Consider the following 26,279-nt stretch of genomic DNA (forward strand, 5'->3'; position numbering starts at 1 on the left):
CGGACGAGCCGGTCACCCCACGACGGTCATGAAATTGTGCCTGGCCTCGGAGGGTCAGCTGGTGGGCCAGCTCTCGTCGATGCTCTTGAGCGTCGCGTCGACGTCCTGCTGCCCGGAGGTGAAGGCGACCATGCCCTTCCAGAAGGACCCTGCGCCCACGGCACCCGGCATGGCGTCGGAGCCGTCGAAGCGGATGCCCGAGGCCGTGTAGGCGAACTGGGCGATGCTCCTCGTGACCTCGGTACCGTACTTCGAGGTGTCGAAGTCCTTGTGGGGCGAGAGGAAGCCGCGGTCGCCGGGTCCTGCCCAGACCTCGCCGAACTTCGGGTTCTCGGTCATCTCCTTCATCACCTTGAGGACGTTGGTGTCGTTCTTGGTGAACATGGCCGCAAGGTCGCCACCGCCGAGGACGGTGTCGAACTGGCCCTTGGGCATCGGAAAGACGCCGACGTTCGCGTCGAGCTCGTTCCAGATGGCATCGGGCAGGAAGCCCTTCTGGGTGACGAAGTTGCCCTGGTGGTGCAGGAAGCACTTCGGCGGGTTGTCGAACATCGGGTTGGCCGCGGTCTGGAACGCGGTCGAGACGATCGACTTCCGTCCGCCGTAGGTCTGGCCCTCGGCGAGGACGAGCTTCTCGAACGTCTCGAAGACCGACTTGATCTCGGGGCTGTCGAACTTGAGCTCGTTCTTGACCCACTGGTCGTACTTGTCGGGGCCGAGCCCCTTGAGGACGAGGTCCTCGATCCAGTCGGTGCCGACCCACCCGGTGGCGCCGCCGGACTCGTAGCCGACACAGAACGGCGCCGTTCCGTCCGCCTTGATCTTCTGGGTCAGGGCCAACAGCTCGTCGAGCGTCTTCGGCTGGGTGTACCCCTTCGCCTCGAACGTCTTCTTGTTGTAGAAGAGCAGGCTCTTGATGTTCATGGAGACAGGGACGCCGTAGGTCTTGCCGTCGACCTTGGCGGCGTCCAGGAAGCCCGGCACGATGCTGCCCTGCAGCTTCGCCATGTCGAGCTGGTCGTCCAGGGCCGCCATCTTGCCGCTCTTCTGGATGTCCTTCAGCAGGCCCGGCTGCGGGAAGAGCGCGATGTCGGGCAGGTCGTTGCCGGCGACGCGGGTGCGGATCAGCGTGTCGAAGGAGTCCGACTGGGTGTACTTGATGGTCAGGCCGTTGGCCTTCGCGAAGGGGTCGAGGGAGTCCTTGAAGCCCTGGGTCTGGTCGCCGCCGAAACCGAACATGATCTCGATTTCCTTCTTGGCCGACTGGGCGCCTCCGCTGTCACCACCTGAGTCCGAGCCGCTCGACAGACATGCTGAGGTGAGCCCGGCCACCGCGACGGTGACGAGGGCGGTCCGGGTGGTCCTGGGTGAGATCATCTGGGAACTCCTAGGTTCTCGATCCTCCGTGGCATGCCCCCGCGCGCTGGTGCGCGGCCGGGCCTTGACGGTGCCGGCGGCGCGCTGCCCGCCTGCTGCCGGCCCGAGAGTGACACTGTCTTCAGTTGTCGCGGCGCGGTGTCGCAGGGGTAATGCAACACCGCGCCGTTGTGATCCGCACCACGTAACACGGTGTCGTGACTATTGTGTGACCTTTGTGGTGCGCGGCAATAGCCTGACGGGCCAACGGATTTCCCGCGCGCTGAAATGCGATGGATTGTCTAGTTGACGCCGCCCTCGCGCTCCGAGATGTCCTCGGGGTGGCGCATGTAGGTCTTCTTGCCGCGGATCGCACGGTTGGCGAACCACGTGATCGCCCACAGCACCACACCGACGACGAGCAGCCACCCGGCGATCTGGTACTGGATCGTGTCGCGGCCGGTGAACGGGGTCACGAAGTAGAGGCACAGGACCGCCCCGACGACCGGCAGCGCCGTCGGCGTCACGAAGTGGCTCCGTTCCTTGACGTCCTTGCGCAGCACCAGGACGCAGACGTTGACGATGCTGAAGACGCCGAGCAGCAGCAGCGCCGTGGTCCCGCCGAGCGCGCTGATCACCTCGCCGGTGCGGTTGGTCACGACCCAGATGAGGCCGAAGGCGATGGCGGTGGTGAAGAGGATCGCGGCATACGGGGTCTGGCGGGTGCGGTGCACTCGGCCCAGGAACGGCGGGAGGACCTCCTGGCGGGCCATGCCGTAGAGCAGCCGGCTGGCCATCAGCATGTTGATCAACGCGGAGTTCGCGACGGCGAACATCGAGATGAAGGGCAGGAGCGTGTCGATCGGCACCCCGGGGGCGGCCGTCTCGACGACCGTGACCAGCGGGGTTTCGCTGTCCCCCAGCACCCCCACGGGCACGATCGCGACGGCGAACAGCGCCACCAGGATGTAGATGATCCCGGTGATGCCGATGCCGCTGATCATCATCTTGGGGAAGTTGCGCACCGGGTCGTGGGTCTCCTCGGCCATGTTCACCGAGTCCTCGAAGCCGACCATCGCGAAGAACGCCAAGGAGGTCGCCGCCGTCACGGCGAGAAAGGCGGACTTGTCGCTCGGGCTGTCGAAGACCATCGTCTGAGAGAAGTCGGTCTTGCCGGCGGCCAGTGCGTAGAAGCCGACGAAGATGACGAGCAGCAGACCGGAGAGCTCGACGCAGGTGAGGACGATGTTCGCCTTGACGGACTCGCTGACGCCACGCAGGTTGACCGCCGCGACCAGCGCCATGAACGACAGCGCCAGCACGGTGATCAGCGTGGTGTTCTCAGCGTCGAGCCCGAAGCCCTTCGCGAGGTTGGACGCGAACGCCCGGGAGGCGGTCGAGGCGCTGGTGATCCCCGAGCACATCACCGTGAACGCGACGATGAAGGTCAGGAAGTGCACGCCGAACGCCTTGTGCGTGTACAGCGCCGCCCCTGCCGCCTGGGGGTACTTCGTGACGAGCTCGAGGTAGGAGAACGCGGTCACCATGGCGATCCCGAAGGCGACGAGGAACGGCACCCAGGCCGCGCCCCCGACCTCGGCCGCCACCTCACCGGTCAGGGCGTAGACGCCCGTGCCGAGGATGTCCCCCACGATGAACAGCAGCAGCAGCTTGGGGCCCATGACCCGCCGCAGCTCGGTCTGCTCCTCCCCCGTGTCAACCTGCGCCGTCGAGCTCATCGCGGACCTCCTGTGTGGTGACGTCACTGTCCCAGCCTGGGGTCAACAGTGGCGCAATTGCCCCATGGCGGCAACGACAGTGCCGTATGCCGCGTGGTGAGCCACGCGGCACACGGCACCGCTGCCGGGGTGGGCCCGGCGTCAGGCGTCGATGCGCTCGCGGTCGAGCTCGGCGGCGGACTCGATGATGAAGTCCTTGCGCGGGCCGACGTCGTTGCCCATCAGCAGGTCGAACATGCGCTCGGCGATCTCGGCGTCCTTGAGCGTGACGCGGCGGAGCGTGCGGTGGCGCGGGTCCATGGTCGTCTCGGCGAGCTGGTCGGCGTCCATCTCGCCGAGGCCCTTGTAGCGCTGCAGCGGCTGCTTGACGCTCTTGCCGCGCTTGGTCAGGGACGCCATCGTCTTGCGCATCTCAACCTCGGAGTAGGTGTAGATGAGCTCGTTCTTCTTGGCGCCGGGGTTGACGACCTCGATGCGGTGCAGTGGTGGCACCGCGGCGTAGACCCGCCCTGCCTCGACCAGCGGGCGCATGTAGCGGAAGAACAGGGTGAGCAGCAGGGTGCGGATGTGGGCGCCGTCGACATCGGCGTCGGTCATGATGATGACCTTGCCGTAGCGGGCCGCCTCGAGGTCGAACGAGCGACCCGAGCCCGCCCCGATCACCTGGATGATGGCCGCGCACTCGGCGTTCTTGAGCATGTCGGCCACGGAGGCCTTCTGGACGTTCAGGATCTTGCCGCGGATGGGCAGGAGGGCCTGGTAGTCGCTGGAGCGCGCGAGCTTGGCGGTGCCGAGGGCGCTGTCGCCCTCGACGATGAACAGCTCGGACCTCTCGACCTCGCTGCTGCGGCAGTCGGCGAGCTTCGCCGGCAGGGAGGAGGTCTCCAGGGCGTTCTTGCGGCGCTGGGTCTCCTTGTGCAGCCGCGCGCTGATGCGCGACTTCATCTCCGCGACGACCTTCTCGAGGAGCAGGGCGGCCTGGGCCTTCTCCCCACGCTTGGTCGAGGTGAGCATCGCGGTGAGCTCCTGCTCCACGACCTTGGCGACGATCGCGCGGACGGCGTTGGTGCCGAGGACCTCCTTGGTCTGGCCCTCGAACTGCGGCTCGGCGAGGCGGACGGTCACCACGGCGGTCAGGCCCGCGAGGACGTCGTCCTTCTCCGGCTTGTCGCCGCCGACCTTCAAGCGGCGGGAGTTGACCTCGAGCTGCTTGCGGAACACCTTGAGCAGCGCCTGCTCGAAGCCCGTCACGTGGGTGCCGCCCTTGGGGGTGGCGATGATGTTGACGAACGAGCTGACCTTCGCGTCGTAGCCGGTGCCCCACCGGACGGCGATGTCGACGCCGCACTCGCGCTCGACCTCGGTGGGCGTCATGTGGCCCTTGGCGTCGAGGACGGGGACCGTCTCGGTGAAGGTGCCGGTGCCCTGCAGGCGCCAGACGTCGGTGACCGCGGGGTCGGTCGCCAGGAACTCCGCGAACTCGCTGATGCCACCGTCGTGGACGAAGGTCTCCTCGTGCGGCCCCTCCGCCCCCGGCGTGCCTGGCAGGCCCCGCTCGTCGCGGATCACCAGGGTCAGGCCAGGGACGAGGAAGCTCGTCTGGCGCGCTCGGGAGACCAGCTGGTCGTAGTCGAACCGCGCGTCCTTGAGGAAGATCTGGTGGTCGGCCCAGTAGCGCACGCGGGTGCCCGTGACGCCGCGCTTCGCCTTGCCGACGACGGCGAGCTCGCTCGAGCGCTCGTAGGGGGTGAACTCGTGGTCGGGCGCCTTCTCCCCGGTCGCCACGTCGGGGAAGTAGCCGGGCTCGCCCCTGCGGAAGCTCATGGCGTAGGTCTTGCCGCCGCGGTCGACCTCGACGTCGAGGCGCGAGGACAGGGCGTTGACCACCGAGGCACCGACACCGTGGAGGCCGCCGGAGGCGGTGTAGGAGCCGCCACCGAACTTGCCACCGGCGTGCAGCTTGGTGAACACCACCTCGACACCGGTCAGGCCGGTGCGGGGCTCGATGTCGACGGGGATCCCGCGGCCGTTGTCACGGACCTCGACCGAGCCGTCGCCGAAGAGGACCACCTCGATGCGGTCGCAGACGCCGGCGAGGGCCTCGTCGACGGAGTTGTCGATGATCTCCCACAGGCAGTGCATGAGACCGCGGCTGTCGGTCGAGCCGATGTACATGCCGGGCCGCTTGCGGACAGCCTCGAGACCCTCGAGGACCTGCAGGTGGTGGGCGCTGTAGTCGGAGGACGACTTGGTCGTCGCGGCCTTCTTGGCGGTGGTGGCGGTTGCGGTGGCGGTGGCCACGTGGGTCCCTTCTGCTGTGCTCCTGCGGGCCGGGTCGCTGCCCGGTCCCCGGCAGGCTATCCCGGCCGCACGACAGCGCTGCGCAGGCACGCGGCACACGGGCGGTGGTCGGGCCAAACCGGGGGCGGCGCGGCACCGAACCACGGTCGTCACCCGGTCGCGGCGGACCACCCACCTGCCGATCACCTGTTCGGGCCGGGCGCCTCACCCGAACAGGCCCGACATGAGGTGACCCACATCGTGGGCCAATGCGCGGTGGGAAGGTTTGACCGTGCTTGACTGTTGCTACCAGCGCCGGGAAGGGTGGCCCACTCGACGGGGGCCGTTCACCCCTACCGGGCGTTGGACGTCAACGAAAGAGTAAGACGTCGAGAGAGGTACGGGTCCGCACGCACCACCGCGGGCCCACTGACGAGAGAAGGCTGACGTGACCACTGCACTGGCACCCCTCCTGACCGCGGCCGACCGCTGCGACCGCTGCGGCGCCCAGGCCTACGTGCGCGCCCGCCTTTACGCCGGCGGAGAGCTCCTGTTCTGTGCCCACCACGGCCGCGAGCACCTGCCCAAGCTGCGCGAGCACGCCGAGATCCACGACGAGTCCGACCGCCTGCACGAGACGCCGGCCCTCGCTCCCGACGACGAGCGGTAGGCGCGCCCACCTCGATGGCTACGGAGGTCTGGCTCCCCGGCCTGCTCATGGTGGTCGGGCTCATCGGCATCGTCGTGCCGGTCCTCCCCGGCCTCCTTCTGGTCCTCGGTGCCGTGCTGCTGTGGGCCTGGCAGGTCTCCACCCCCTTGGCGTGGTGGCTGCTGGCGCTCTGTGCCGCCTTCTACGCCGCCGGCGTCGCGCTCCAGTACCTCATCCCGGGCCGGCGTATGCGCCGGGCGGGGGTGCGGACCTCCACGCTGGTCCTGGCCGTCGGCCTGGGCGTGGTCGGTTTCTTCGTCGTCCCCGTGGTCGGCGGCCCGGCGGGCTTCGTCCTCGGGATCTACCTCGTGGAGCACGGGCGGTCGCGCGACGCGGCCACGGCTTGGGCATCGACGAAGACCGCCCTGAAGGCGGTCTTCCTCAGCATCGGCATCGAGCTCATCGCCGGGCTCGCGATCGCGACGACGTGGGTCGTCGGCGTGGTGCTCACGACCTGACCACCCTCGGCGGTGGAGCGGGGCGGTCGCGGTGGAGCGAGGCGGTCGCGGTCAGTACTGGTCGCGGCGGCGGTCCCAGCGGTGCTCGAGGCGCTGCATGAACGACTCACTGCTCCCTGCCCGTCCGGCCTTGCCCTTGGGCTTGGGGCCACCAGCGGGGCGGCGCACCCGGCCGTCCGGCTGGACCATGCCGAGGGCTGCCTTCCCCCGGCGGGGCGGGGTGACGGCGAAGACGACCGCGGCCACGATGACGGCGAATCCGACGGCGCCGACCCACATGGTGGTCATGGTGCCGACGAGCACGAGGGCGAGGCCGACGAGGACTCCCACGGCGCCGATGATGACGCGACGGCGAGCTGCCGCGCGGGCGCCGGCCCCCTGCATCTGCGACGCGAACTTGGGGTCCTCGGCGTACAGCGCCTGCTCCATCTGCTCGAGCAGCTGCTGTTCGTGCTCTGACAGCGGCACGGTGACCTCCCGGGTGTTGCCTGCGGTGCCATCGTCTCAAACGCTCGAGCGGGCCGAATCGTCTCCTGCGGATGAACCGCCTTCGTCGCCGGTCAGCAGCCTTGCGTCAGGATCAGGATAGGTCTCCCCGCGAGGAACGGAAACCCGTTCGCCGATCATCGATCAGGCTGGCTGGACGCACGCTCCCGGCGCCGAATCGGGCGCTCGCCCGGTCGACCGCGCGGTCGGCGTCGCGCCACCCGTGATCGGGTTCGTCGAGGGTTCCCTGGAGGGGAGCGCCGTCGCTGTCGACGAGCTGCTCGACCCGCACGCCGACCAGTCGGATGCGGGCGCGCTGCAGGCCCAGGGCGTCGTAGAGGCCGCGGGCGGTGTCGTAGATGTCGCGGCTGATGTCGGTGGGATCGCGCAGGGTCTTGGACCGGGTGATCGTCGTGAAGTCGGAGAAGCGCACCTTGATCGAGACCGTCCGACCCATCAGCCCGGCGGCCCGGACCCTCGCCGCGGTGCGGTCACTCAGCTTGAGGAGCTGCCGGTGGATGTGGGCCGGGTCGTCGACGTCGTGCTCGAAGGTCGAGTCGGAGCCGATGCTGCGCTCGCGGCGCACCGGCTCCACGCCGCGGGGGTCGCGACCCCAGGCGAGGTCGTGCAGGTGGGAGCCGGCGGCCTCCCCCAGGGCACGCCTCAGGGTGGCCTCGGGGGTGTGCGCGATGTCGGCGACCGTGCGCAGACCCAGCCGGAGCAGGGTCTCCTCGGTGCGGTCTCCGACCCCCCACAGCGCGCCGACCGGGAGCTGCTGGACGAAGCTGACGACCTCGGCGCGCGGCACGACGACCATGCCGTCGGGCTTGGCGAGCCCGGAGGCGAGCTTGGCGACGAACTTGGTGGGGGCGACGCCGACCGAGCAGGTGATCCCCTGCTCGTCGGCGACGGTGTCGCGGATCAGCTGGCCGATGGTCGCCGGGGAGCCGAGCCGCCGCAGGGCGCCCGCGACGTCGAGGAAGGCCTCGTCGAGGGACAGCGGCTCCACGGCAGGCGTGATCGAGGCGAAGGTGGCCATCACGGCGTCGGAGATCCGGCTGTAGAGGCGGTGGTCCGGCGGGAGCACGGTGGCCTGCGGGCAGAGCCGGCGCGCCCGGGCCATCGGCATGGCCGAGGCCACCCCGAACCGGCGCGCCTCGTAGGTGGCCGACAGCACGACCCCGCGGTTGCCGCCTCCGATGATGACCGGGGAACCGACGAGCTCGGGGTGGCTGAGCAGGGTCGCCGACGCGTAGAAGGCGTCCATGTCGACGTGCAGGATCGTGCAGCCGGTGTCGTCCGGCGGGCCGTCGGAGGTGCGCTCCGGCAGGGCGAACTGGCGTCGGCTCATCGCCGGCCCCCCGGTGTGGGGGTGCCGGCGCGGCCTCCGGGCTCAGCCGCGGCGGGCGAGGATGTGCAGGGCAGCACCGAGCTGGCCGAGAAACGGGAAGTCGGGGTGCCTGCTGGCCTCCTCCTCGAGGCGCAGCAGGGCTGCACGGTCGTGCTCGGAGTCGACGAGCGCCGACGGCACGAGGTCGCTGAAGAGCCGCACCCCGTGGCAGTCGCGCACGGTGAGGCCCGAGGACGCCACCATCTCGCGCAGGTGGTCGGAGTCGAAGCGGCGCGGCAACGGGTCGCCGGCGCCCCAGCGGCCGTCCGGGCTGACCAGTGCCTCGTGGGCCTGGGCGAACTGGCCGGCGAGGACCCGGGCCAGCACCACGGCGAGCCTCTGGGCGGCGACCAGGCTGAGGTACCCGCCGGGGGCGAGCACGGCCGCGAGCGCGGAGAGGGTGGCCTGCGGGTCGTCGACGACCTCGAGGGTGCCGTGGCAGCACACGAGGTCCACCGGTTCCTGGTCGAGCGCCTCGCCGAGGGTGTCGGCATCGCCCTGGACCGCGGTGACCCGGTCAGCGACACCGGACTCGGTGCTGCGACGGGACAGCGACGCGAGCGCATCGGGGCTGGGGTCGACGACGGTGACGTGGTAGCCCTGCTCGGCCAGCGGAACGGCCAGGCCGCCGGTGCCGCCACCGAGGTCGAGGACGCGCAGGGGGCGGTCGAGCTCGCGCTGGCGCTCGACGGCGAGGGCGTGCACGGAGGCCCACACGGCCGCGGTGCGCAGCGAGGTCGGGGTGCCGCCGCGCCGTCCGCGTCGATGCTCGTCGGCCACTGCCGGCTCCTTCGTCGGTGGGTCAGGGCGGCCTGCGGGTGCCGCCGGCGCAGAACGGCTCCCACCCTAGTGCCCCGAGCTTCCGGGGCTGGAGTGCCACAGCTTGCGCGGCGGGGCTCCCCCGTCGGGCACGGTCGACCCCTGACCGAGCCGGTGCGCGTCGCGGACGTCCCCGCCGGCGGGACGGGTGTCGGCATACGGCGACTGGCGGAACCCCGAGGCATGCAGCAGCACCCTGCGACCCTGCCGCCGCCCCTGCGCCTCGCGCTCCGCCGCGGCAGCCACCTCCGCTGCCTCGGCGTTGGCCCGCGCGGCGGCCTCGTCGCGCTCGATGGTGGCGAGGACGGCCTCGAGCCCGCCCGCGGCCCAGGCGTCCCAGAGTCGGGAGAGCTCCCAGGCACCGGTCGCGCGCAGGGAGATGCCCCGTGGCCCGGTGCGGCGCACCACCCCGCGGACCAGCAGCATCCACGAGTGGAACACCACCTCGGCGTAGGGGCCCTGGACGTCCTCGAAGAACGTCGCGTCCACCGGGCCGGTCGAGTCGTCCAAGGTCAGGAAGACCACCCGGCGCCCCGAGCGGACCGGCGGGGTCTGGGTGGCCACCTTCACCCCTCCGGCCCAGACCGTGGAGCGGCTGCGGGCCTTCAGCAGGTCCGCGCTGCGGGTCACGCCGAGGGCCCGCAGCATCGGCGCGTAGAACTCGATGACGTGGGCGCTGGCGTCGAGGCCGAGGATGTCGAGCTCGGCGCGCACCCGCTCCGGCCCGGTCATCTCCGGCAGACCGGTGCCGGCCGTCAGCTCGGGGCTGTCGCCGAGGTCGAGTGCGAGCTGGGTGGGCTGCTCCGCCGCCACCGGCCGCGCGGCCTGCGACTGGGCAGCGGCGCGGCCGCGCACGTCCAGGCCGGGTATGCCGCCTGCTCCGGGCCCGCTGCCCGCCCGCACGCCGCCCGCCGGCCCGCTTCCAGTCGGCCCGTCCGTCCCTCGGCGCGGGCTGACCCGCCGGCTCGACCTCGCGACGGAGCGCGACCACCGGTCCAGCTCGGCGACGTGCAGCAGCAGGTCGCGGCGGGTCACCCGGCCTCGCCGCCCGAGACCGGTGAGGCCGCCGCCCATGCCGTAGAGGGAGTCGAACCCGCCCGCGAGGACGAGTCGCTCGGCCACGGGCCGCGAGACGTGGGCGCGGTTCCAGAAGTCGGCGAGGCTGAAGTAGGGCTGGCCCGCCACGATGCGCGCCACCTCGGCCTCGCTGATGCCCTTGACGTCGGCGAGCGAGAGCCGGATGCCGTAGTCGCGCGCGTCGGGCAGGTCGGGGTGCGCAGGGGCGCTGCGCGACTCGGTCTGGTCCAGTGGGGTCCACGCGCTCTGCGCGGGGCTCCGCGGCGGTGGCTCCCCCCAGCGCTCGACCCGCTCGACCCGGTAGGTGCCGGAGGAGGCGTTGACGTCGAGCCCGAGCACGGCGATGCCGAGGCTGCGGGCGTCGTCGAGGATGAGGCGCTTGGGGTACATCCCCGGGTCGTGGGTCAGCACCCCGGCGAGGAACGCGGCCGGGTGGTGGGTCTTCAGCCAGGCCGAGTGGTACGTGGGGAGGGCGAACGCCGCGGCATGGGCCTTGCAGAACCCGAACGAGGCGAAGGACTTCAGCACCTGCCAGATGCGCTCGACGTCGGCCGGCGCGTAGCCCCGGGCCGTCGCGGCGGGCCGCCACCAGGCCTCGACCTCCTCCTGGCCCTTGGGGGTGCCCATGGCCCGGCGCACCTCGTCGGCCTGGGCGAGGGTGACGCCGGTGGTCTCGGCGACGATCTTGAGGACCTGCTCGTGGAAGACGACCACGCCGGCGGTCTCCTCGAGGGCCGGCACCAGCGTGGGGTGGAGGTACTCGGTGTCCTTCCAGCCGTGGCGGGCCTCGAGGAACGGGGTGATCATGTCGGACTTCACCGGCCCGGGGCGGAACAGCGAGATGTCGATGATGAGGTCCTCGAAACGCTCCGGGCCGAACTTGCCGATGAGCTCGCGCTGCCCGGGGCTCTCGATCTGGAAGCAGCCCAGGGTGTGGGTGGAGCGGATCAGCCGGAAGGTGGCCTCGTCGTCGAGCGGCACCTGGGCCTGGTCGTCGAGGTCGACCTCGACCTCGTCGACCCTGCCGACCTCCGCGACGGCATGGGCCATCGCGGACTGCATGCGGATGCCGAGGACGTCGAGCTTGAGCAGGCCGAGGGTCTCGACGTCGTCCTTGTCGAACTGGCTCATCGGGAAGCCCAGCCAGCTCGCCTCGACCGGGGTCCGGTCGAGCAGCCCGGTGTTGGAGAGCACCACCCCGCAGGGGTGCAGCGCGATGTGGCGCGGCAGGCCGTCGAGGCGCTCGACGAGGTCGAACAGCAGCCGCAGGCGGGGGCTGCCGAGCCCCCGGCTGCGCAGCTCGGGCAGCTCGGCGATGGCACTGCGGGCGTCCCGGGCGCGGATGTGCGGGAAGGCCTTGGCGATCTCGTCGATCTCCTGGGGTGGCAGTCCGAGCGCGGCGCCCACGTCGCGCACCGCGTGACGCACCTTGTAGGTGTCCATCATCGAGACGCAGGTGACCCGGTGGCCGCCGAACCGCTCGAGGACGCGCTCGTAGACCTCGGTGCGCCGGGCCGACTCGACGTCGATGTCGATGTCCGGAAGCTCGGCCCGCAGCGGGGAGCAGAACCGCTCCATGAGCAGGTCGTAGCGGATCGGGTCGACCCCGCTGATGCCGAGCAGGTAGTTGACCAGCGACCCGGCACCCGAGCCCCGCGCGGCCACCCGCACCCCCATGTCGCGGATGAGGTCGACGACGGCGGCCACGGTGAGGAAGTACGTCGGGTAGCCGAGCTCGGCGATGACCTTGAGCTCCTCGCCGAGCCGGGTCTCGACGGTATGCCGCTCCCGTTCACCGGCGGTGGGGTACCGGGTGGGGACAGCGGCACGGCAGCGCTCTTCCAGCACAGACTGCGGGTGGGTCCCGGGGGCGATGGCGAGCGCTGCCGGCTCGGGCAGGTGGACCGCCCCGATGCCGAGGTCGCGACGAGGGTCCTGGGCACACGCCAGGGCCATGGCCAGGGTCGAGGCGAGCAGGGCATCGGCCCGAGCCCGGTCTCCGGAGGTGACGGCCAGGGCGACGGCGTGCATGGCAGGGGTACTGGCGAGGTGGGCGGCGTCGGTGACGCGGTCGAGATGGCGGGTGTCGAGCAGGACGAGCCGGCGCGCCGCGTCGAGGACGTCGACGACGGCGCTCTCCCCCGGATCGACGTGGCGCACGGCGGCGGTCAGCACCGCCGGCAGCCCGCTCTCGTCGGCCAGCCCGAGCAGGCGGGCGGCGTGGCCGCGGGAGGCAGGAGTGCCCTCGGGACCGCCGTGGCAGACCACCTCGATGGCCAGGGCGTCGCGGGGCAGCAGCCGCCGCCAGCCGGCCAGCAGCGCGCGGGCCCGGTCAGGGCGCTTGGCCAGCAACGCTCGGCCGACGTCGGAGTCGGGCCCGAGCAGCACGACGAGCGGGCTGGCCGGCGCGCCGCTCGCCCTCGTGCCGCTCGCCCTCGTGCCGCTCGCCCTCGTGCCGCCGCGACCCTCGCCGCCGGTACCTGCACCACCTGCACCGCCGTCGCCGACCAGGCAGCGCCCGGCAATGGTCAACGGGGTGCTGACCGGCTGGCCTCGCTCCCCGCGCAGGTGGGTGTCGGTGACCAGCCGGCACAGCGACGCCCAGCCGACCCCGGCCGGCACCCCTGCCTCGCGGCCGCGGGCGAGCACCGTGACCCGGGGATGCCGGGGATCACGGTCGGCGCCACCACGCACGGGGGTGCGCGACCGCTCGGTTCCCGCCCCGCTCCGCGACGGAACCGGACCCCACAGGCGGGGACCGCCCCCGGGGACGGGCTCGGGGCCAACGGCGAGGTCGACCCCGAGGACAGGGGCGATGCCCGCCGCAGTGGCGGCCTGGACGAACCGGACCGCGCCGTAGAGGCCGTCGCGGTCGGTCAGGGCCAGGATGGGCTGGCCGTGCTGGGCGGCACGCTCCACCAGCGCCGCCGGAGTGGATGTGCCGTAGCGCATCGAGAACCCCGAGGCGACGTGCAGGTGGGCGAAGTCACCGCTCACGCCCATGCCGTCGGGACGAGCACGTTGCCGTGCGGCGGGGAGGCCGGCAGGCCGAGCGAGCGGCAGACCAGGTCGACGAAGGTCTCCGCCTGCCGGAGCAGGTCGTCGGCCTCGCGCGCGGTCACCGCGGTCGCACCGCCACCCAGGACCGTGCCCTGTGGGTCGTGGCGTGGCCCGGTGGCCTCGAAGAACTCGGCCCACTCGGTCAGCTCGGGGGCCACCGACGGCAGGAGCGCCCAGAGGCTGTGCGGGCCGGGCACCCCTGCCGTGGCAGCCCGGGCGGAGACCAAGGCGGCCGCGGCCCGCATCGCCGCGAGCCGGGACTGCAGGTAGCGCTCGGCGACCGCTCGGCTGTGGCATGCCTCGAGCAGGCTCGCCCGGGAGCGCTCGATGAGCTCCAGGGTCGAGGCCGCCGTCGCACCGCTGCCCACGGACGGCGCCCCGCCGCGTGCTGGTGCTCGTGGTGTCATCGCCGCCGCCTCAGTCCGCGACCCGCAGCAGGCGCCACTGGCACGGTGAGAGGTCGGCGCCGAGGTCGTAGACCCCGGTGCCGGCCATCCGACCAGCGCTGGCCTCGACCCGCCACACCTGCCGCTCGCGGGCGCCGGCGAGGACGACGCCCGACGGCTCGGCTCCACCACCGGCGGGAGGGTCGCCAGCCTCCGTGCCTGAGGCCACGGTCTCGAGCGCGTCGCGCCACCAGGGTCGTCGCTCCTGCCAGTGCTCGAGCACCTCGCGCACGACGTAGAGCCGGCCGCGCCAGACGAAGGCGTCCGGGGCACCTGGCGCGTCGGCGGCTCCCGCCTCTCGAGCCTGCCCGGCGGACCGGACCTCGATGGGCTCTTCGTATCGGCGCACCACGGCAGGCTCCTTCCACAGGTGTCGGGGATGGTGCGCTCTGGCCGTGGCAGGCGGGGTCGAGGCGCCTGCCACAGGGCCAGAGCCGCACCGATGGACCTGCCCCGGGAACCCGGGGACCGCAGTGTGGGGCACTGGCGGCCGGACCATCTGTTCGAACATGTGTTCGATGAGATGAATGTACACCGACCCTCGGACAGCCCGTCAAGGCGTTGCGGGGAACACCTCTCACGAGCCGAAACGCGAGCGACCCCACCCGGGGGTCACTAGGCTCCGGTCATGGACGGCCACCCCCCGACCACCCCGGCCACGCCGCCCACCCCGGGCACACCGGCCGAGTCCGGCGACGACACCCTCAGCCACCCGGCCGTCCAGCGTGTCCTCGCGGCCCTCGCCGTCCAGCACATCACCCCCGAGGTGGTCATCCTCCCCGACGCCGTACGCACCGCTGCCGCGGCGGCGCGGGCCCTGGGCATCACCCCCGCCGAGATCGCCAACTCCCTCGTCTTCCGCGCACACGAGGCCGACGGCGCCATCACCCCCCTGCTGGTCCTCACCTCCGGCGCGCACCGGGTCGACCTCGTCAAGGTCGCCGACCTCATCGACGACATCGACCACATCGACCGCGCTGACGCCGATTTCGTGCTCAGCACAACGGGGTTCGCCATCGGCGGTGTCGCTCCCGTCGGCCACATCGGACCGATCCGCACTGTCGTCGACGTGTCCCTCAGCCGCTACCCACACGTCTGGGCCGCCGCCGGCCACACCCACGTCGTCTACCGCACGACATACGAAGAGCTCCTCAGGGTGACCGCCGGGCACGCCATCGAGGTGGCCTGAGCGGCGACGGCACACGCGAGAGACCCTCGCCACGCGCGGGGCAGCTGAGCGACGGCACACCCCTGCCGCAGCCCGTAGCCCTCAGCCCTCAGCCCGCAGGCGTCAGCCCGCAGGCGTCAGCCCGCGGGTGTCAGCCCGCGGGTGTCAGCGGGTGTGCACGCAGAGGACGTTGCCGTCCGGGTCGAGGAACCAGGCCGCCCGTACGCCATCGGTCTCGGCGATGTGGTTCACCGTCTTCAGGTCCGGCAGGTCGTAGTCCTCGAAGACGACGCCGCGGCCCTCGAGCTCGGCGATCTCGGCCTCGAGGTCGTCGACCTTCCAGCTCATGGCCGTGCTCGCGGACTGGGTCCCCGCCTCGCGCGGCAGCAGCACGAGCGTGGCGCCACCGCCCAGACCGAAGAGCAGCTCGCCCATGGGGTCGCTGCCCTCGAACGGCAGGCCCAGCGTGTTCGCGTAGAAGTCCTTGGCGCGATCGGTGTCCGTGACCGGCAGCATCGTGGCGATGGGGCACGTGGCAAGGGACATGGGGAACCTCCTTCTCGACGCCTCCAGACTGCGCTCGGCCCAGCCCGTGGCGCTCCCCCAAAGTGACTACGCCGGCCATGCACAATGGGGCCCATGACGACACCCAGGCCGGTCGAGTGCTGGCTCACCGACATGGACGGCGTGCTCGTCCACGAGGACACCGCGATCCCCGGTGCCAGCGACTTCATCACCGCCCTCGTGGCCTCCGGCCGCCGCTTCCTCGTCCTCACGAACAACTCGATCTACACGCCGCGCGACCTGCGGGCGAGGCTGCGCGCCAGCGGGATCGACGTCCCGGAGTCCGCGATCTGGACGTCTGCCCTGGCCACCGCGAAGTTCCTCGACGACCAGCGGCCCGGCGGGTCTGCCTACGTCGTCGGCGAGGCAGGGCTGACGACCGCGCTGCACGACATCGGCTACACCATGACCGAGCGCGACCCCGAGTACGTCGTCCTGGGAGAGACCCGCACCTACTCCTTCGAGGCGATCACCAAGGCGATCCGGCTCATCGAGGGCGGCGCGAGGTTCATCGCGACCAACCCGGACGTCAGCGGCCCCAGCCAGCAGGGCACCCTGCCGGCCACCGGCTCGGTGGCTGCGCTCATCAGCGCCGCGACCGGCCACCAGCCCTACTACATCGGCAAGCCCAACCCGCTGATGATGCGCAGCGCCCTCAACCGCCTCGATGCCCACTCGGAGTCCACGGTGATGGTCGGCGACCGCATGGACACCGACATCATCAGCGGCCTCGAGGCCGGGCTGCGCACGATCCTCGTGCTGACCGGGTCCACCCGACGCGAGCAGGTCGAGCGGTTCCCGTACCAGGCGACCCGGGTGGTCGACTCGATCGCCGACGTGGCGCCCCTGGTCGACCAGCTGCAGCCCGTTCCCTGACCCGGGCACTGCCACCCGTGCCGGGTCGGTGCCCCGGTGTATGCCGCGGCGTGGGCCGCGGCAGGGCCGTCAGGGTCGCGGGGCAGCGGCGGCGAGGTCCAGGTTCTGGTAGACCTCGAGGGTCGCCGTCGAGCGGTTCATGGTGATGAAGTGCAGGCCCGGCGCACCCTCGGAGAGCATCCGGCTCGACAGCTCGGTCGCGATCTCGACGCCCACGGCGCGCACGGCCTCCGGATCGTCGGCCACGGCCTCCAGCCGGGTGACGACCGGGGGCGGGAGCGGGGTGCCCATGAGCTGGGACATCCGCGCGATCTGCCTGACGTTCGTGACCGGCATCAGCCCGGGCGTGATGGGCAGGTCGCACCGCGCTGCGACGGCGTCGCGCAGGCGCAGGTAGGAGTCGGCGTCGAACACCATCTGGGTGATCGCGAACGACGCACCGGCGGCGTGCTTGCGCACCAGCACGTCGACGTCGTGCTCGAGGCTCGGCGACTCGGGGTGGACGTCCGGGAAGGCGGCCACCCCCACGGTGAAGTCGCCCAGGCCCCGCACCAGTGTGACGAGGTCCTCGGCGTGGTCCAGGCCCTCGGGGTGGGGCACCCACTCGCCGCCGACGTTGCCCGGCGGGTCCCCCCGGAGGGCGAGGATGCTGCGGACTCCCGCCGCGGCATACTGGCCCACCACCTGGCGCAGCTCGGCGACGGACGCGTTGACGCAGGTGAGGTGGGCGAGCGGGGTGAGGGTGGTCTCCCGGGCGATGCGCTCGGTCACCCGGACCGTGCGGTCCTGGGTGGTGCCCCCGGCGCCGTAGGTGACGGACACGAAGCTCGGCCGCACCCGCTCCAGCCGCCGGATCGCCTGCCAGAGCACAGCCTCCGAGGCGTCGTCCTTCGGAGGGAAGAACTCGAAGCTGATCGAGGGTCCCTGGGCAGCGAGCATCCGCGGGATCGACCGGGTGATGTGCTCCGGCCTCCGCTGCGTCGAGGACTGCCCCAGAGCCATGCGGCGAGCGTAGTGCAGCACCGCTCGCGTTAGGCTCGGCACTACACATCCTGAGACCGCCCGGGCACGCACCGGACACCGCTCGACGGGCCCCCACCGCACGAGGAGGCACTGTGCCCCACCCGCTCGATGCTGCGCACCTGCGCGCGCGTGTGCAGGAGTGCGTCGATGCCGAGCTCGCGGCCCAGTCCGAGGTGTTGGCGGAGGTCGGTCCCGACGCCCAGGATCTGCTGGCCGCCGTGCGCTCGCTCCTCTCGGGCGGCAAGCGCCTGCGGGCGGCGTTCCTGTACTGGGGGTACCGCGCCACCGGCCAGCCCGACTCCCCCGGGCTCGTCCGGCTGGCCACCGCCATGGAGTTCTTCCAGGCCGCGGCCCTGATCCACGACGACGTCATGGACGACAGCGACACCCGGCGCGGCCTGCCCGCCGCGCACCGGGCCCTCGCCGCCCGGCACAGCGCGGAGGCCTGGGCCGGCGACGCCGACCGGTTCGGGCTGGCCGGGGCGATCCTGGCGGGCAACCTCTGCCTCAACTGGACCGAGGAGCTCTACTCCACCTCCGGCCTGCCCCCCGAGCACCTCCAGCGGGCCCGGCCGGTGTTCGACCGGATGCGCACCCAGCTCATGGGCGGGCAGTTCCTGGACGTCGTGGAGTCCGCGCGGTCCTGGGAGGGGCTCGGGACCGCCGAGCGGATCGAGCGGGCCCGCCGGGTGATCCGCTTCAAGAGCGCCAAGTACACCATCGAGCACCCGCTCCTCATCGGCGCCTCGGCCGGCGGCGCCAGCGAGGAGGACCTCGCCTCGCTCTCGCGCTACGGCCTCGACCTCGGCCACGCGTTCCAGCTGCGCGACGACCTGCTCGGTGTCTTCGGCGACCCGGCGTCGACGGGCAAGCCGGCCGGCGACGACCTGCGCGAGGGCAAGCGCACGGTCCTCATCGCCCACACCCTCGAGGGCACCGACGACGCCGGCCGCCGGCTGGTGGGGGCCGACCTCGGCCGACCCGACCTCGACGAGCTGGGCGTGGAGCGGCTGCGCGAGGTCATCACCGCCTCCGGTGCGGTCGACGCCGTGGAGGCCGAGATCGGCGCCCTCGCCGACTCGGCCCGGCTCGCGCTGAAGTCGACGACCGGGCTGGCGACCGAGCCCACGTCGGTGCTCGACCAGCTCATCGACTTCTCCACCGCCCGCTCGTCCTAGAAGGCCTGCTCCATCGCCCGTCGGCGCACCTCGGTCTTGAAGCCCGCGGTGAGGGCGTCGACCGGCGCGCCCGGCACGGGCAGCGTGGCGTCGGGGGTGAACAGCCAGCGCAGGATCTCCTCGTCGTTCATGCCGCCGTCGCCGAGCACGGTGAAGGTGCCCCGGAGGTGCGGCATCGCGCGCTCGTCGACGAACTTCGCGGGGACCTTCACGACCCGGCGCTCCCCGATCCGGGCGGCGAGCAGCTCGCGGTCCTCGATGAGCCGGCGCACGTCGGAGAGCCTGAGCCCGAGGCGCTCCGCCACCTCCGGAACGGTCAGCCACTCACCGACCAGGCTCTCGAGGGTGGTCTCGACGTCGGCCCTGGCGGCATCGGAGGCGGAGGGGTCGGAGGCGTTGTTCTCGGGCTCCTGAGGAGCGGTCTCGTTCACCGCCCCAGAGTGCCAGTGGCGGGCGCCAAAGCAAATTACATCGATGTAAGTCAATATGGCGTGCGCGCCAGTGGTGTACCTTCACACGGGTCACAAGATTCACATCGATCACATGAGCCTCACAGCCCGGCGGGCCGCGCCCGACGGGGGTCGCGCTGAAAGGACTCCCCTATGTCTCCGGTTCTCGCCCACCTCCCGGCCACGCCGGCGGCGACACCCCAGACGGCGATCGTGCAGAAGAGCAAGCCGGCCCCCTACGGCTGGACGACCTACGCGGTGCGCCCCGGCGACACCCTGGGCGCCATCGCGCTGCGCCACCGCACCTCCGAAGGGGTGCTCATCAGCCGCAACCGGCTGCGCAACCACGGCCACCTCCTCCAGATCGGCCAGCGCCTCCAGGTCCCCCGGACCGCCGCGATGGCCCGCGCCGCCGCCGCAGCCGCTCGCGCGGCGAAGGTGCGGGCGGCCAAGGCGCGCGCCGCCGCGATCGCCCGGTCCACCCACGTCGTCCGCTCCGGCGACACGCTCGGCGGCATCGCCGCCAGGCGCGGCGTCTCCCTCGCCTCGCTCCTCAAGGCCAACCGCCTGCGCCTGACCTCGACCATCTACGTGGGCCAGCGCCTGCGCGTGCCCGGCGGCCGCGCCCAGGCCGCCGCACCGGCGCGCAGGACGACGGCAGCCCGCCCCACCGCGCGCTACCGGGTGCGCTCCGGCGACACGCTCGGGGCCATCGCGCTGCGGACCCGCACGCCCCTGCCGAGCCTGCTGTCGATGAACCGGCTGTCGATGCGCAGCACCATCCACCCCGGTCAGGTGCTGAGGATCCGGGGCACGGCCTCGTCCTCCAGGTCGTCGGCGCCCGCCGTCACCCGGCGCGCCTACACCGTCCGCTCCGGCGACACCCTGAGCGCCATCGCGGTCCGCTTCGGCACCACGCAGGCCGCGATCATGAAGGCGAGCCGGCTGCGCAACGCCCACCTCGTGTACGTCGGCCAGCGCCTGAGCATCCCGGTGCGCCGCAGCGCCGTCCGCTTCAGCAGCAACACCTTCGAGGGCCGCACCTACCCCAGCTCCGTAGTGGCCGCTGCCGCGCGCAACCGCGCCCACCTGAGGTCGGTGTCGGTCCCGAGCCGCGCCCAGACCCGGGCGCTGATCGTGGCCACCGCCCGCCGCCATGGCGTCGACCCCCGCCTCGCGCTCGCCGTCAGCTGGCAGGAGTCGGGCTGGAACCAGCGCCAGGTCTCGGTCGCCAACGCGATCGGCGCCATGCAGGTCATCCCGTCCTCCGGCCAGTGGGCCTCGGACATGGTGGGCCGCCGCCTGAACCTGCTCAACACCCGGGACAACATCACCGCCGGCGTCGTGATCCTGCGCTCCCTCACCCGCTCGGCGAAGAACCTCGACCAGGCCATCGCGGGGTACTACCAGGGGCTCTACTCGGTCCAGAAGAACGGCATGTACGCCGACACCAAGCGCTACGTCGCCAGCATCAAGGCCCACCGCGCCCGCATGTGAGGGGTCGCTCCGGGTGCGGTTCAGGTAACGATCGGGCAGCACACGCCCGGCGCGCGGCTCCCCGGGCGGGGCTGATGTCAGGGTTCTGCCCGGGAGGTACGTAGACTTTGCGGGTGTCTTCAGGTGTGACCGAGTCCCTCGTCGGGCGTGTGCTCGACGGGCGGTACCGCGTCCTCTCGCACATTGCGGACGGCGGCATGGCCACCGTGTACCTCGCCCTCGACACCCGCCTCGAGCGTGAGGTTGCCCTCAAGGTCATGCGCCCCGGGCTCGCCTCGGACGACACCTTCGTCAGCCGGTTCCGCCGCGAGGCGCGCTCGGCCGCGCGGCTCTCGCACCCGAACGTCGTCGCCGTGTTCGACCAGGGCGAGGACGACGGCAGCATGTTCCTCGCCATGGAGTACGTCCCAGGGCAGACCCTGCGCGAGGTCATGCAGGCCGAGGGGCCGCTCACCCCCCGGGCCGCCCTCGACATCCTCGAGCCGGTGCTGCAGGCGCTGGCGGCCGCGCACCGCGCCGGGATCATCCACCGCGACGTCAAGCCGGAGAACGTCATCCTCCGCGAGGACGGCACGGTCAAGGTCGCCGACTTCGGCCTGGCCCGCGCCGTGACCACGCAGACCGTGACCAGCCAGACCGGCATGCTGCTCGGCACCGTCGCCTACCTCTCGCCCGAACAGGTCGAGCGGGGCATCGCCGACGCGCGCAGCGACGTGTATGCCGCGGGCCTCATCCTCTTCGAGATGCTCACCGGCACCAAGGCCTTCACCGGCGACACCCCCATCCACGTCGCCTACCAGCACGTCCATGGCTCGGTGCCGGCCCCGTCGTCCCGCGTCCCGTCCGTGCCCACCGAGCTCGACTCCCTCGTGGCCCTGGCCACCGCCCGGGACCCCGACCAGCGGCCCGCGGACGCTGACGCCTTCCTCGCCCAGGTGCGGGCCTCGCACGCCCAGCTGACCCCCGCCGAGCTCGACCGCCGCCCCGAGGGCAGCACCGCCGAGGACGACGAGGGCGCCAGCACCGTGGCCGTCGCCCAGACCACCGCCCTCCCCGTGGCCGACCGCGCCGTGGTGCCCGTGTCAGCCCCCGGGAAGGCCGTGGAGAGCCGCCGCGACCGCGGTGATCGCCGGCCCTGGCCGGCCTCGTGGAAGTGGGCGCTGGCCGCCCTCGGCCTGCTGCTGGTGGCCGCCCTCGCCGCGTGGTACTTCGTGATGGGCCCCGGCTCCCCCACGACGGTGCCGGCCGTCGTGGGCAAGACCTACGAGCAGGCCGAGCGCCAGCTGACGACTGCCCACCTGAGCGCCAAGCGCGTCGACGCCTTCGACGAGAGCGTGGCCAAGGGAGCCGTCATCTCCGCGAACCCCGGCGCGGGGGCCGAGGTCGGTCGCAGCACCACGGTGACCCTCACCGTGTCCAAGGGACCGGAGCGGTATGCCGTGCCCAACCTCGTCGGCCGGACCCGCGCCGAGGCCGAGGAGCGGCTCAAGGAGGCACGGCTCGCCCTCGGCTCGTCGTCGGAGGCGTTCGACGAGAAGGTCCCCGCCGGCCAGATCGTCTCGACGACGCCGAAGGCGGGCACCCAGCTCAAGCGAGGGGCGGCCGTCAACATCGTCCTCAGCAAGGGCCGCCAGCCCATTCCGGTCACCGACTTCACCGGCCAGCCCGCCGACCAGGCGGTGGCCGCGCTCACCGACGCGGGGCTCACCGTCGACGCGACGAAGCAGGAGTTCAGCACCAGCGTGCCCAAGGGCAGCGTGATGTCCCAGACCCCGGCCAGCGGCACCCTCTTCCGCGGCGACAAGGTGGTCCTCGTCGTCTCCAAGGGCCCCGAGATGGTCAAGGTTCCGAACGTGCAGGGCAAGCAGGTGGCCGAGGCCCGCACGATCCTGGAGGCTGCCGGGTTCACGGTGAAGGTCGAGAACTTCATGGGCGGCATCTTCGGCACCGTCCGCACCCAGAGCCCCGCCGCGGACGCCGAGGCACCCAAGGGCAGCGTCGTCACCCTGGTCGTCGTCTGACCCGGAGACCGCCGCGGCGACGCCCGCGACACCCGGACCGCCCATGCCACAGACCACCCTGAGCTCCAGCCGCCTGGCGACCCTGCTGCTCGTCACGGTCACCGCCGTCTGGGGGTCGACCTTCTTCCTCATCCGGGACCTCGTCGAGCACGTTCCGCCGGCAGACTTCCTCGCGGTGCGCTTCGCCATCGCCGCGGTGGCGATGGGCATCGTGTTCCGCCGCCAGACCCTGGCGCTGTCCCGCCAGGACGTCGTGACCGGGGTCGGGCTGGGCGTCCTCTACGGGGGCGCCCAGCTGCTGCAGACGGTCGGGCTGGCCCACACCGACGCCTCCGTGTCCGGCTTCGTCACCGGCACCTACGTCGTCCTCACCCCGCTCTTCGCCGCCGCCCTCTTCCGGGACCGCATCGCCGGGTCCACCTGGCTCGCCGTCGGCCTCGCCACGGCCGGGCTCGCGATCCTCTCGCTGCGCGGGCTGTCGATCGGCTACGGCGAGGCGCTGACCCTGGGGTCCGCGGCGCTGTACGCGCTGCACATCATCGGCCTCGGCCGGTTCAGCCAGCCCCACACCGCCACCGGCCTTGCCACGGTGCAGGCCGGCGTCATCGCGGTCGTGTGCGCCGCCGGTGCCGTGCCGGACGGGGTGACCCTGCCCGCGGACGGGGGCCAGTGGGCCTCGCTCGTCTACATGGCCCTCATCGCGGGTGCCGTGGCGCTCTGGGCGCAGACGTGGGCGCAGTCGCACCTCACGGCGACCCGGGCCGCCATCGTCATGACCCTCGAGCCGGTCTTCGCCGCGCTGTTCGCGGTGCTGCTCGGTGGCGAGGTCCTCACGGCTCGGATGCTGCTCGGCGGCGCTCTGGTGCTGGCCGCCATGTACCTCGTCGAGCTGCTCGGCCGGCGCACCCCGGTGGTCTCGGCCGAGGAGGACCCGCCGGCCGAGCTCCTCCACCACGAGGTGTAGGCCCCAGGGGCCCTGCCTCTCTGGCGCTAGTCGGGGCCCTTGGCCAGCAGGGGCGCGAGCTCCGCGACGGCACGGTCCGTCCCGGCGTCATCGACGTCGAGGTGCCAGACCAGGCGCACGGAGGTGCCGGACACGGCATACAGCCGGATGCCGCGCTGCCCGGCCGCGGCGGTGAACTCCGCCGGGGACCACCCGGCCGCCGCCACGTCGAGCACCACGATGTTGGTCTGCACCCGCTCGGGGTCCACGGTGCCCGCGTGGGCGGAGGCGGCCGCCTCGGCGAACCGCCGGGCGCGGGCATGGTCGTCGGCGAGCCGTTCCACGTGGTGGTCCAGCGCCCAGATCCCCGCCGCGGCGAGGATGCCGACCTGGCGCATGCCGCCGCCGAACCGCTTGCGCCAGATGCGTGCCTCGCCCATCTGCGCGGCGGACCCGGCCAGCACCGATCCGACCGGCGCGCCGAGCCCCTTGCTCAGGCACACGCTGACGGTGTCGAACCGGCGGCCGTACTCCTCGAGCGGGAGGCCGGTCGCCACGTGGGCGTTCCAGAGCCGCGCGCCGTCGAGGTGCATCGCGACCCCGGCCCCACGCGTGCCCTGGCGCAGGGCCTCGATCTGGTCGAGCGGCTGGACGGTGCCGCCACCGAAGTTGTGGGTGTTCTCGACGACGACCAGCCTCGTGCCGACCTGGTAGGCACCCGCACCCACGGACATGAGCGCCAGCGGCTGTGCGGCGTCGAGGAGCCCACGCTCGGCGACCCACGAGCGCGAGGTGATGCCGGACAGCACGGCTGCCGCACCCATCTCGGCACGCAGCACGTGCGCGAGCGAGTCGGCGATGAGCTCCTCACCCGGGCCGACGTGCAGCCGGATCCCGAGCTGGTTGGCCATCGAGCCGGTCGGGGTGAAGAGCGCGTCCTCGTGGCCGAGCAGCCCGGCCACCCGCTCCTCGAGCTCGCGGACGGTGGGGTCCTCGCCGAACACGTCGTCGCCGACCTCGGCGCGCGCCATCGCCTGGCGCATGCCCTCGGTGGGGCGGGTGAGGGTGTCGGAGAGCAGGTCGACGTCCGGCCCGGGCGCGGTCATCGGCCGGTCAGTCCCGCGAGAGCATCTCGGCGACGAGGAACGCCAGCTCCAGGCTCTGCTGGTGGTTGAGCCGGGGGTCGCACACGCTCTCGTACCGCTTGTTGAGGTCGGCGTCGAGGATCCGCTCGGAGCCGCCGATGCACTCGGTCACGTCGTTGCCCGTCAGCTCGACGTGGATGCCGCCCGGCACCGTGCCGAGGCCCTGGTGCACCTCGAAGAACCCGCGCACCTCCTCGACGACGTCCTCGAAGTCGCGGGTCTTGTAGCCGCTCGCGGACTCGAAGGTGTTGCCGTGCATGGGGTCGCAGATCCAGGTCACCAGCGCGCCCGACGCGGTGACCTTCTCGACGAGGCCGGGCAGGGCCTCGCGGACCGTCTGGGCGCCCATCCGGGTGATGAAGGTCAGGCGACCCGGCTCGCGGTGGGGGTCGACCTTGTCGATCAGGCGCAGCACGTCGTCGATCTCGGCCTTCGCCGACAGCTTCACGCCGATGGGGTTGCGGACTCGGCTCACGAAGTCGACGTGCGCGCCGCCGAGGTCGCGGGTGCGCTCTCCCACCCAGATGAAGTGGCCGGAGGTGTCGTAGAGGTCGCCGGTGCGGCTGTCGACGCGGGTCAGCGGCCGCTCGTAGTCGAGCAAGAGGGCCTCGTGCGCGGAGAAGAACTCGGTGGTCTTCATCGCCTCGAAGTCCGCGCCGCAGGCCAGCATGAACCGCATCGCCTTGTCGATGTCGCGGGCCAGCCGCTCGTAGCGGGAGTTGGCGGCGTTGGCCACGAAGCCGCGGTTCCAGTCGTGGACGTGGCGCAGGTCGGCGAAGCCACCCTGCGTGAACGCGCGCACGAGGTTCAGCGTCGCGGTGCTCGCGTGGTAGGCCCGCACCAGCCGCTGCGGGTCGGGCGTGCGCGCGTCGGCGGTGAACTCGAAGTCGTTGACCATGTCGCCGCGGTACGCCGGCAGGGTCACGTCCTCGCGGGTCTCGTTCCCGCTCGAGCGCGGCTTGGCGTACTGCCCGGCCATCCGGCCGACCTTGACCACCGGCACGGACGCGCCGTAGGTCAGCACGGCGGCCATCTGGAGGATCGTCTTGACGCGGTCGCGGATGTTGTCGGCGGTCGCGCTGGCGAAGGTCTCGGCGCAGTCACCACCCTGGAGCACGAACGCCTCGCCCCTCGCCGCGGCGGCCATCCGGCTGCGCAGCACGTCGCACTCCCCGGCGAAGACCAGCGGTGGATACGAGGCCAGCGTCGCGATCGCGTCGGCAAGCCGCTCGGCGTCCGGCCACTCCGGCTGCTGGGCAGCGGGCAGGTCGGCGCCGGCCGCGAGGCTGGCGAGGGCGTCGGAGGGGTGCGTCGTGCTCACCCGTCAAGGATAGGTGCCCCCTGCGGGTGCGGACCGACGGGCCCGTATGCCGGGAACGCCCCTCCCGGGAACCCTCACCCGTGCGTTCGCTATCGCGGCGCCGGGTCAGGCGCCTGGGGTCTCCAGCCCCCGCGCGAAGGCGAACCGCACCAGCTCGACGCGGTTGTGCAGCTGCAGCTTGCCCAGCGTGTTCTGCACGTGGTTCTGCACCGTGCGGTGCGAGATGAACAGCTCGGCCGCGATGTCCTTGTAGGACATGCCGGTGGCCACCAGC

23 protein-coding genes are annotated in these 26,279 nt (G+C 72.1%); 8 read left to right on the forward strand and 15 right to left on the reverse strand.

Annotated elements, in window-relative coordinates:
- Positions 1–54: 54 nt before the first annotated feature.
- From VIB11_RS11330 to VIB11_RS11340, 3 genes are all read right to left on the reverse strand, one after another.
- On the reverse strand, positions 55–1,377 hold the full coding sequence (locus VIB11_RS11330) for an ABC transporter substrate-binding protein (RefSeq protein WP_332031306.1): 1,323 nt from the start codon (positions 1,375–1,377) through the stop codon (positions 55–57).
- Between the two features lie 281 nt (positions 1,378–1,658).
- On the reverse strand, positions 1,659–3,095 hold the full coding sequence (locus VIB11_RS11335) for an APC family permease (protein WP_332031308.1): 1,437 nt from the start codon (positions 3,093–3,095) through the stop codon (positions 1,659–1,661).
- Between the two features lie 141 nt (positions 3,096–3,236).
- Positions 3,237–5,396: a DNA topoisomerase IV subunit B gene (locus tag VIB11_RS11340; protein ID WP_332031310.1), complete on the reverse strand. Its 2,160-nt coding sequence runs from the start codon at positions 5,394–5,396 to the stop codon at positions 3,237–3,239.
- Between the two features lie 427 nt (positions 5,397–5,823).
- Here VIB11_RS11340 and VIB11_RS11345 point away from each other — a divergent pair, with 427 nt between their 5' ends.
- Together VIB11_RS11345 and VIB11_RS11350 are read left to right on the forward strand one after the other, a co-directional pair.
- A complete protein-coding gene (locus VIB11_RS11345) occupies positions 5,824–6,045 on the forward strand; it encodes a DUF7455 domain-containing protein (RefSeq protein WP_332031312.1) in 222 nt (73 codons plus the stop codon).
- Positions 6,046–6,059: 14 nt separating this feature from the next.
- Positions 6,060–6,542: a DUF456 domain-containing protein gene (locus tag VIB11_RS11350; protein WP_332031314.1), complete on the forward strand. Its 483-nt coding sequence runs from the start codon at positions 6,060–6,062 to the stop codon at positions 6,540–6,542.
- Positions 6,543–6,593: 51 nt separating this feature from the next.
- Here the strand turns inward: VIB11_RS11350 and VIB11_RS11355 are convergent, their stop codons facing one another.
- The 6 genes from VIB11_RS11355 to VIB11_RS11380 all read right to left on the reverse strand — a co-directional run bounded on the left by VIB11_RS11355 (position 6,594) and on the right by VIB11_RS11380 (position 14,172).
- The gene (locus tag VIB11_RS11355) at positions 6,594–7,010 is read right to left on the reverse strand and encodes a DUF3040 domain-containing protein (RefSeq protein ID WP_332031316.1); all 417 of its coding nucleotides are present in this window, start codon (positions 7,008–7,010) and stop codon (positions 6,594–6,596) included.
- 112 nt (positions 7,011–7,122) lie between these two features.
- Positions 7,123–8,379 carry a DNA polymerase IV gene (dinB, locus tag VIB11_RS11360; protein WP_332031318.1) on the reverse strand — a complete coding sequence of 419 codons (1,257 nt, stop codon included), beginning with the start codon at positions 8,377–8,379 and terminating at the stop codon, positions 7,123–7,125.
- A gap of 42 nt (positions 8,380–8,421) precedes the next feature.
- Positions 8,422–9,198 (reverse strand): methyltransferase domain-containing protein, encoded by a 777-nt coding sequence (locus VIB11_RS11365; RefSeq protein WP_332031320.1) that lies wholly within the window; start codon positions 9,196–9,198, stop codon positions 8,422–8,424.
- 66 nt (positions 9,199–9,264) lie between these two features.
- Positions 9,265–13,317 (reverse strand): DNA polymerase III subunit alpha, encoded by a 4,053-nt coding sequence (locus VIB11_RS11370; protein WP_332031322.1) that lies wholly within the window; start codon positions 13,315–13,317, stop codon positions 9,265–9,267.
- Positions 13,308–13,742, reverse strand: a complete 435-nt coding sequence (locus VIB11_RS11375) for an SAV_6107 family HEPN domain-containing protein (protein WP_332031324.1) — start codon at positions 13,740–13,742, stop codon at positions 13,308–13,310. The genes VIB11_RS11370 and VIB11_RS11375 overlap by 10 nt, the downstream gene beginning before the upstream one ends.
- Before the next feature lie 49 nt (positions 13,743–13,791).
- Positions 13,792–14,172, reverse strand: a complete 381-nt coding sequence (locus VIB11_RS11380) for a DUF6504 family protein (RefSeq protein ID WP_332031326.1) — start codon at positions 14,170–14,172, stop codon at positions 13,792–13,794.
- 276 nt (positions 14,173–14,448) lie between these two features.
- On the opposite strand from VIB11_RS11380, the gene VIB11_RS11385 reads away from it, so the two are divergent.
- Complete coding sequence (locus VIB11_RS11385; protein ID WP_332031328.1) at positions 14,449–15,009, forward strand: YbaK/EbsC family protein; 561 nt, start codon at positions 14,449–14,451, stop codon at positions 15,007–15,009.
- A gap of 144 nt (positions 15,010–15,153) precedes the next feature.
- Here VIB11_RS11385 and VIB11_RS11390 read toward each other — a convergent pair whose 3' ends face one another.
- A complete protein-coding gene (locus VIB11_RS11390) occupies positions 15,154–15,534 on the reverse strand; it encodes a VOC family protein (protein ID WP_332031330.1) in 381 nt (126 codons plus the stop codon).
- A 93-nt stretch (positions 15,535–15,627) separates the two neighbouring features.
- On the opposite strand from VIB11_RS11390, the gene VIB11_RS11395 reads away from it, so the two are divergent.
- Complete coding sequence (locus VIB11_RS11395) at positions 15,628–16,428, forward strand: HAD-IIA family hydrolase (RefSeq protein ID WP_332031331.1); 801 nt, start codon at positions 15,628–15,630, stop codon at positions 16,426–16,428.
- A gap of 69 nt (positions 16,429–16,497) precedes the next feature.
- Here the strand turns inward: VIB11_RS11395 and metF are convergent, their stop codons facing one another.
- On the reverse strand, positions 16,498–17,430 hold the full coding sequence (gene metF / locus VIB11_RS11400; protein ID WP_332031333.1) for a methylenetetrahydrofolate reductase [NAD(P)H]: 933 nt from the start codon (positions 17,428–17,430) through the stop codon (positions 16,498–16,500).
- A 113-nt stretch (positions 17,431–17,543) separates the two neighbouring features.
- On the opposite strand from metF, the gene VIB11_RS11405 reads away from it, so the two are divergent.
- Positions 17,544–18,629, forward strand: a complete 1,086-nt coding sequence (locus VIB11_RS11405; protein WP_332031335.1) for a polyprenyl synthetase family protein — start codon at positions 17,544–17,546, stop codon at positions 18,627–18,629.
- Here VIB11_RS11405 and VIB11_RS11410 read toward each other — a convergent pair.
- Positions 18,626–18,964: an Rv2175c family DNA-binding protein gene (locus tag VIB11_RS11410; RefSeq protein ID WP_332031347.1), complete on the reverse strand. Its 339-nt coding sequence runs from the start codon at positions 18,962–18,964 to the stop codon at positions 18,626–18,628. The two genes, VIB11_RS11405 and VIB11_RS11410, sit on opposite strands and share 4 nt — an antisense overlap.
- 267 nt (positions 18,965–19,231) lie before the next feature.
- Between VIB11_RS11410 and VIB11_RS11415 the strand changes: the two genes are divergently transcribed.
- The 3 genes from VIB11_RS11415 to VIB11_RS11425 all read left to right on the forward strand — a co-directional run bounded on the left by VIB11_RS11415 (position 19,232) and on the right by VIB11_RS11425 (position 23,560).
- Positions 19,232–20,575: a LysM peptidoglycan-binding domain-containing protein gene (locus tag VIB11_RS11415; protein WP_332031337.1), complete on the forward strand. Its 1,344-nt coding sequence runs from the start codon at positions 19,232–19,234 to the stop codon at positions 20,573–20,575.
- Positions 20,576–20,688: 113 nt separating this feature from the next.
- Positions 20,689–22,596: a Stk1 family PASTA domain-containing Ser/Thr kinase gene (gene pknB, locus VIB11_RS11420; RefSeq protein WP_332031339.1), complete on the forward strand. Its 1,908-nt coding sequence runs from the start codon at positions 20,689–20,691 to the stop codon at positions 22,594–22,596.
- A gap of 43 nt (positions 22,597–22,639) precedes the next feature.
- The gene (locus tag VIB11_RS11425) at positions 22,640–23,560 is read left to right on the forward strand and encodes a DMT family transporter (RefSeq protein WP_332031341.1); all 921 of its coding nucleotides are present in this window, start codon (positions 22,640–22,642) and stop codon (positions 23,558–23,560) included.
- Between the two features lie 26 nt (positions 23,561–23,586).
- Here VIB11_RS11425 and VIB11_RS11430 read toward each other — a convergent pair whose 3' ends face one another.
- The 3 genes from VIB11_RS11430 to VIB11_RS11440 form a co-directional block, all read right to left on the reverse strand.
- Positions 23,587–24,645: a GntG family PLP-dependent aldolase gene (locus tag VIB11_RS11430; protein WP_332031343.1), complete on the reverse strand. Its 1,059-nt coding sequence runs from the start codon at positions 24,643–24,645 to the stop codon at positions 23,587–23,589.
- Between the two features lie 7 nt (positions 24,646–24,652).
- Positions 24,653–26,005, reverse strand: coding sequence for a class II 3-deoxy-7-phosphoheptulonate synthase (locus VIB11_RS11435; RefSeq protein ID WP_332031345.1), 1,353 nt, complete (start codon positions 26,003–26,005; stop codon positions 24,653–24,655).
- A gap of 105 nt (positions 26,006–26,110) precedes the next feature.
- Positions 26,111–26,279: response regulator transcription factor (locus VIB11_RS11440; RefSeq protein WP_332031349.1), on the reverse strand; the 169-nt coding region annotated here is incomplete at its 5' end.

The organism is Pedococcus sp., assembly GCF_036554925.1.
GTDB lineage: Bacteria > Actinomycetota > Actinomycetes > Actinomycetales > Dermatophilaceae > Pedococcus_A.

What these genes read in the sequence shown, in the direction of transcription:
- VIB11_RS11330 (WP_332031306.1), bottom strand. Translation starts at nt 1,377, where the DNA reads ATGATCTCACCCAGGACCACCCGGACCGCCCTCGTCACCGTCGCGGTG.
- VIB11_RS11335 (WP_332031308.1), bottom strand. Translation starts at nt 3,095, where the DNA reads ATGAGCTCGACGGCGCAGGTTGACACGGGGGAGGAGCAGACCGAGCTG.
- VIB11_RS11350 (WP_332031314.1), top strand. Translation starts at nt 6,060, where the DNA reads ATGGCTACGGAGGTCTGGCTCCCCGGCCTGCTCATGGTGGTCGGGCTC.
- dinB (WP_332031318.1), bottom strand. Translation starts at nt 8,379, where the DNA reads ATGAGCCGACGCCAGTTCGCCCTGCCGGAGCGCACCTCCGACGGCCCG.
- VIB11_RS11370 (WP_332031322.1), bottom strand. Translation starts at nt 13,317, where the DNA reads ATGGGCGTGAGCGGTGACTTCGCCCACCTGCACGTCGCCTCGGGGTTC.
- VIB11_RS11385 (WP_332031328.1), top strand. Translation starts at nt 14,449, where the DNA reads ATGGACGGCCACCCCCCGACCACCCCGGCCACGCCGCCCACCCCGGGC.
- VIB11_RS11390 (WP_332031330.1), bottom strand. Translation starts at nt 15,534, where the DNA reads ATGTCCCTTGCCACGTGCCCCATCGCCACGATGCTGCCGGTCACGGAC.
- VIB11_RS11395 (WP_332031331.1), top strand. Translation starts at nt 15,628, where the DNA reads ATGACGACACCCAGGCCGGTCGAGTGCTGGCTCACCGACATGGACGGC.
- metF (WP_332031333.1), bottom strand. Translation starts at nt 17,430, where the DNA reads ATGGCTCTGGGGCAGTCCTCGACGCAGCGGAGGCCGGAGCACATCACC.
- VIB11_RS11415 (WP_332031337.1), top strand. Translation starts at nt 19,232, where the DNA reads ATGTCTCCGGTTCTCGCCCACCTCCCGGCCACGCCGGCGGCGACACCC.
- VIB11_RS11425 (WP_332031341.1), top strand. Translation starts at nt 22,640, where the DNA reads ATGCCACAGACCACCCTGAGCTCCAGCCGCCTGGCGACCCTGCTGCTC.
- VIB11_RS11430 (WP_332031343.1), bottom strand. Translation starts at nt 24,645, where the DNA reads ATGACCGCGCCCGGGCCGGACGTCGACCTGCTCTCCGACACCCTCACC.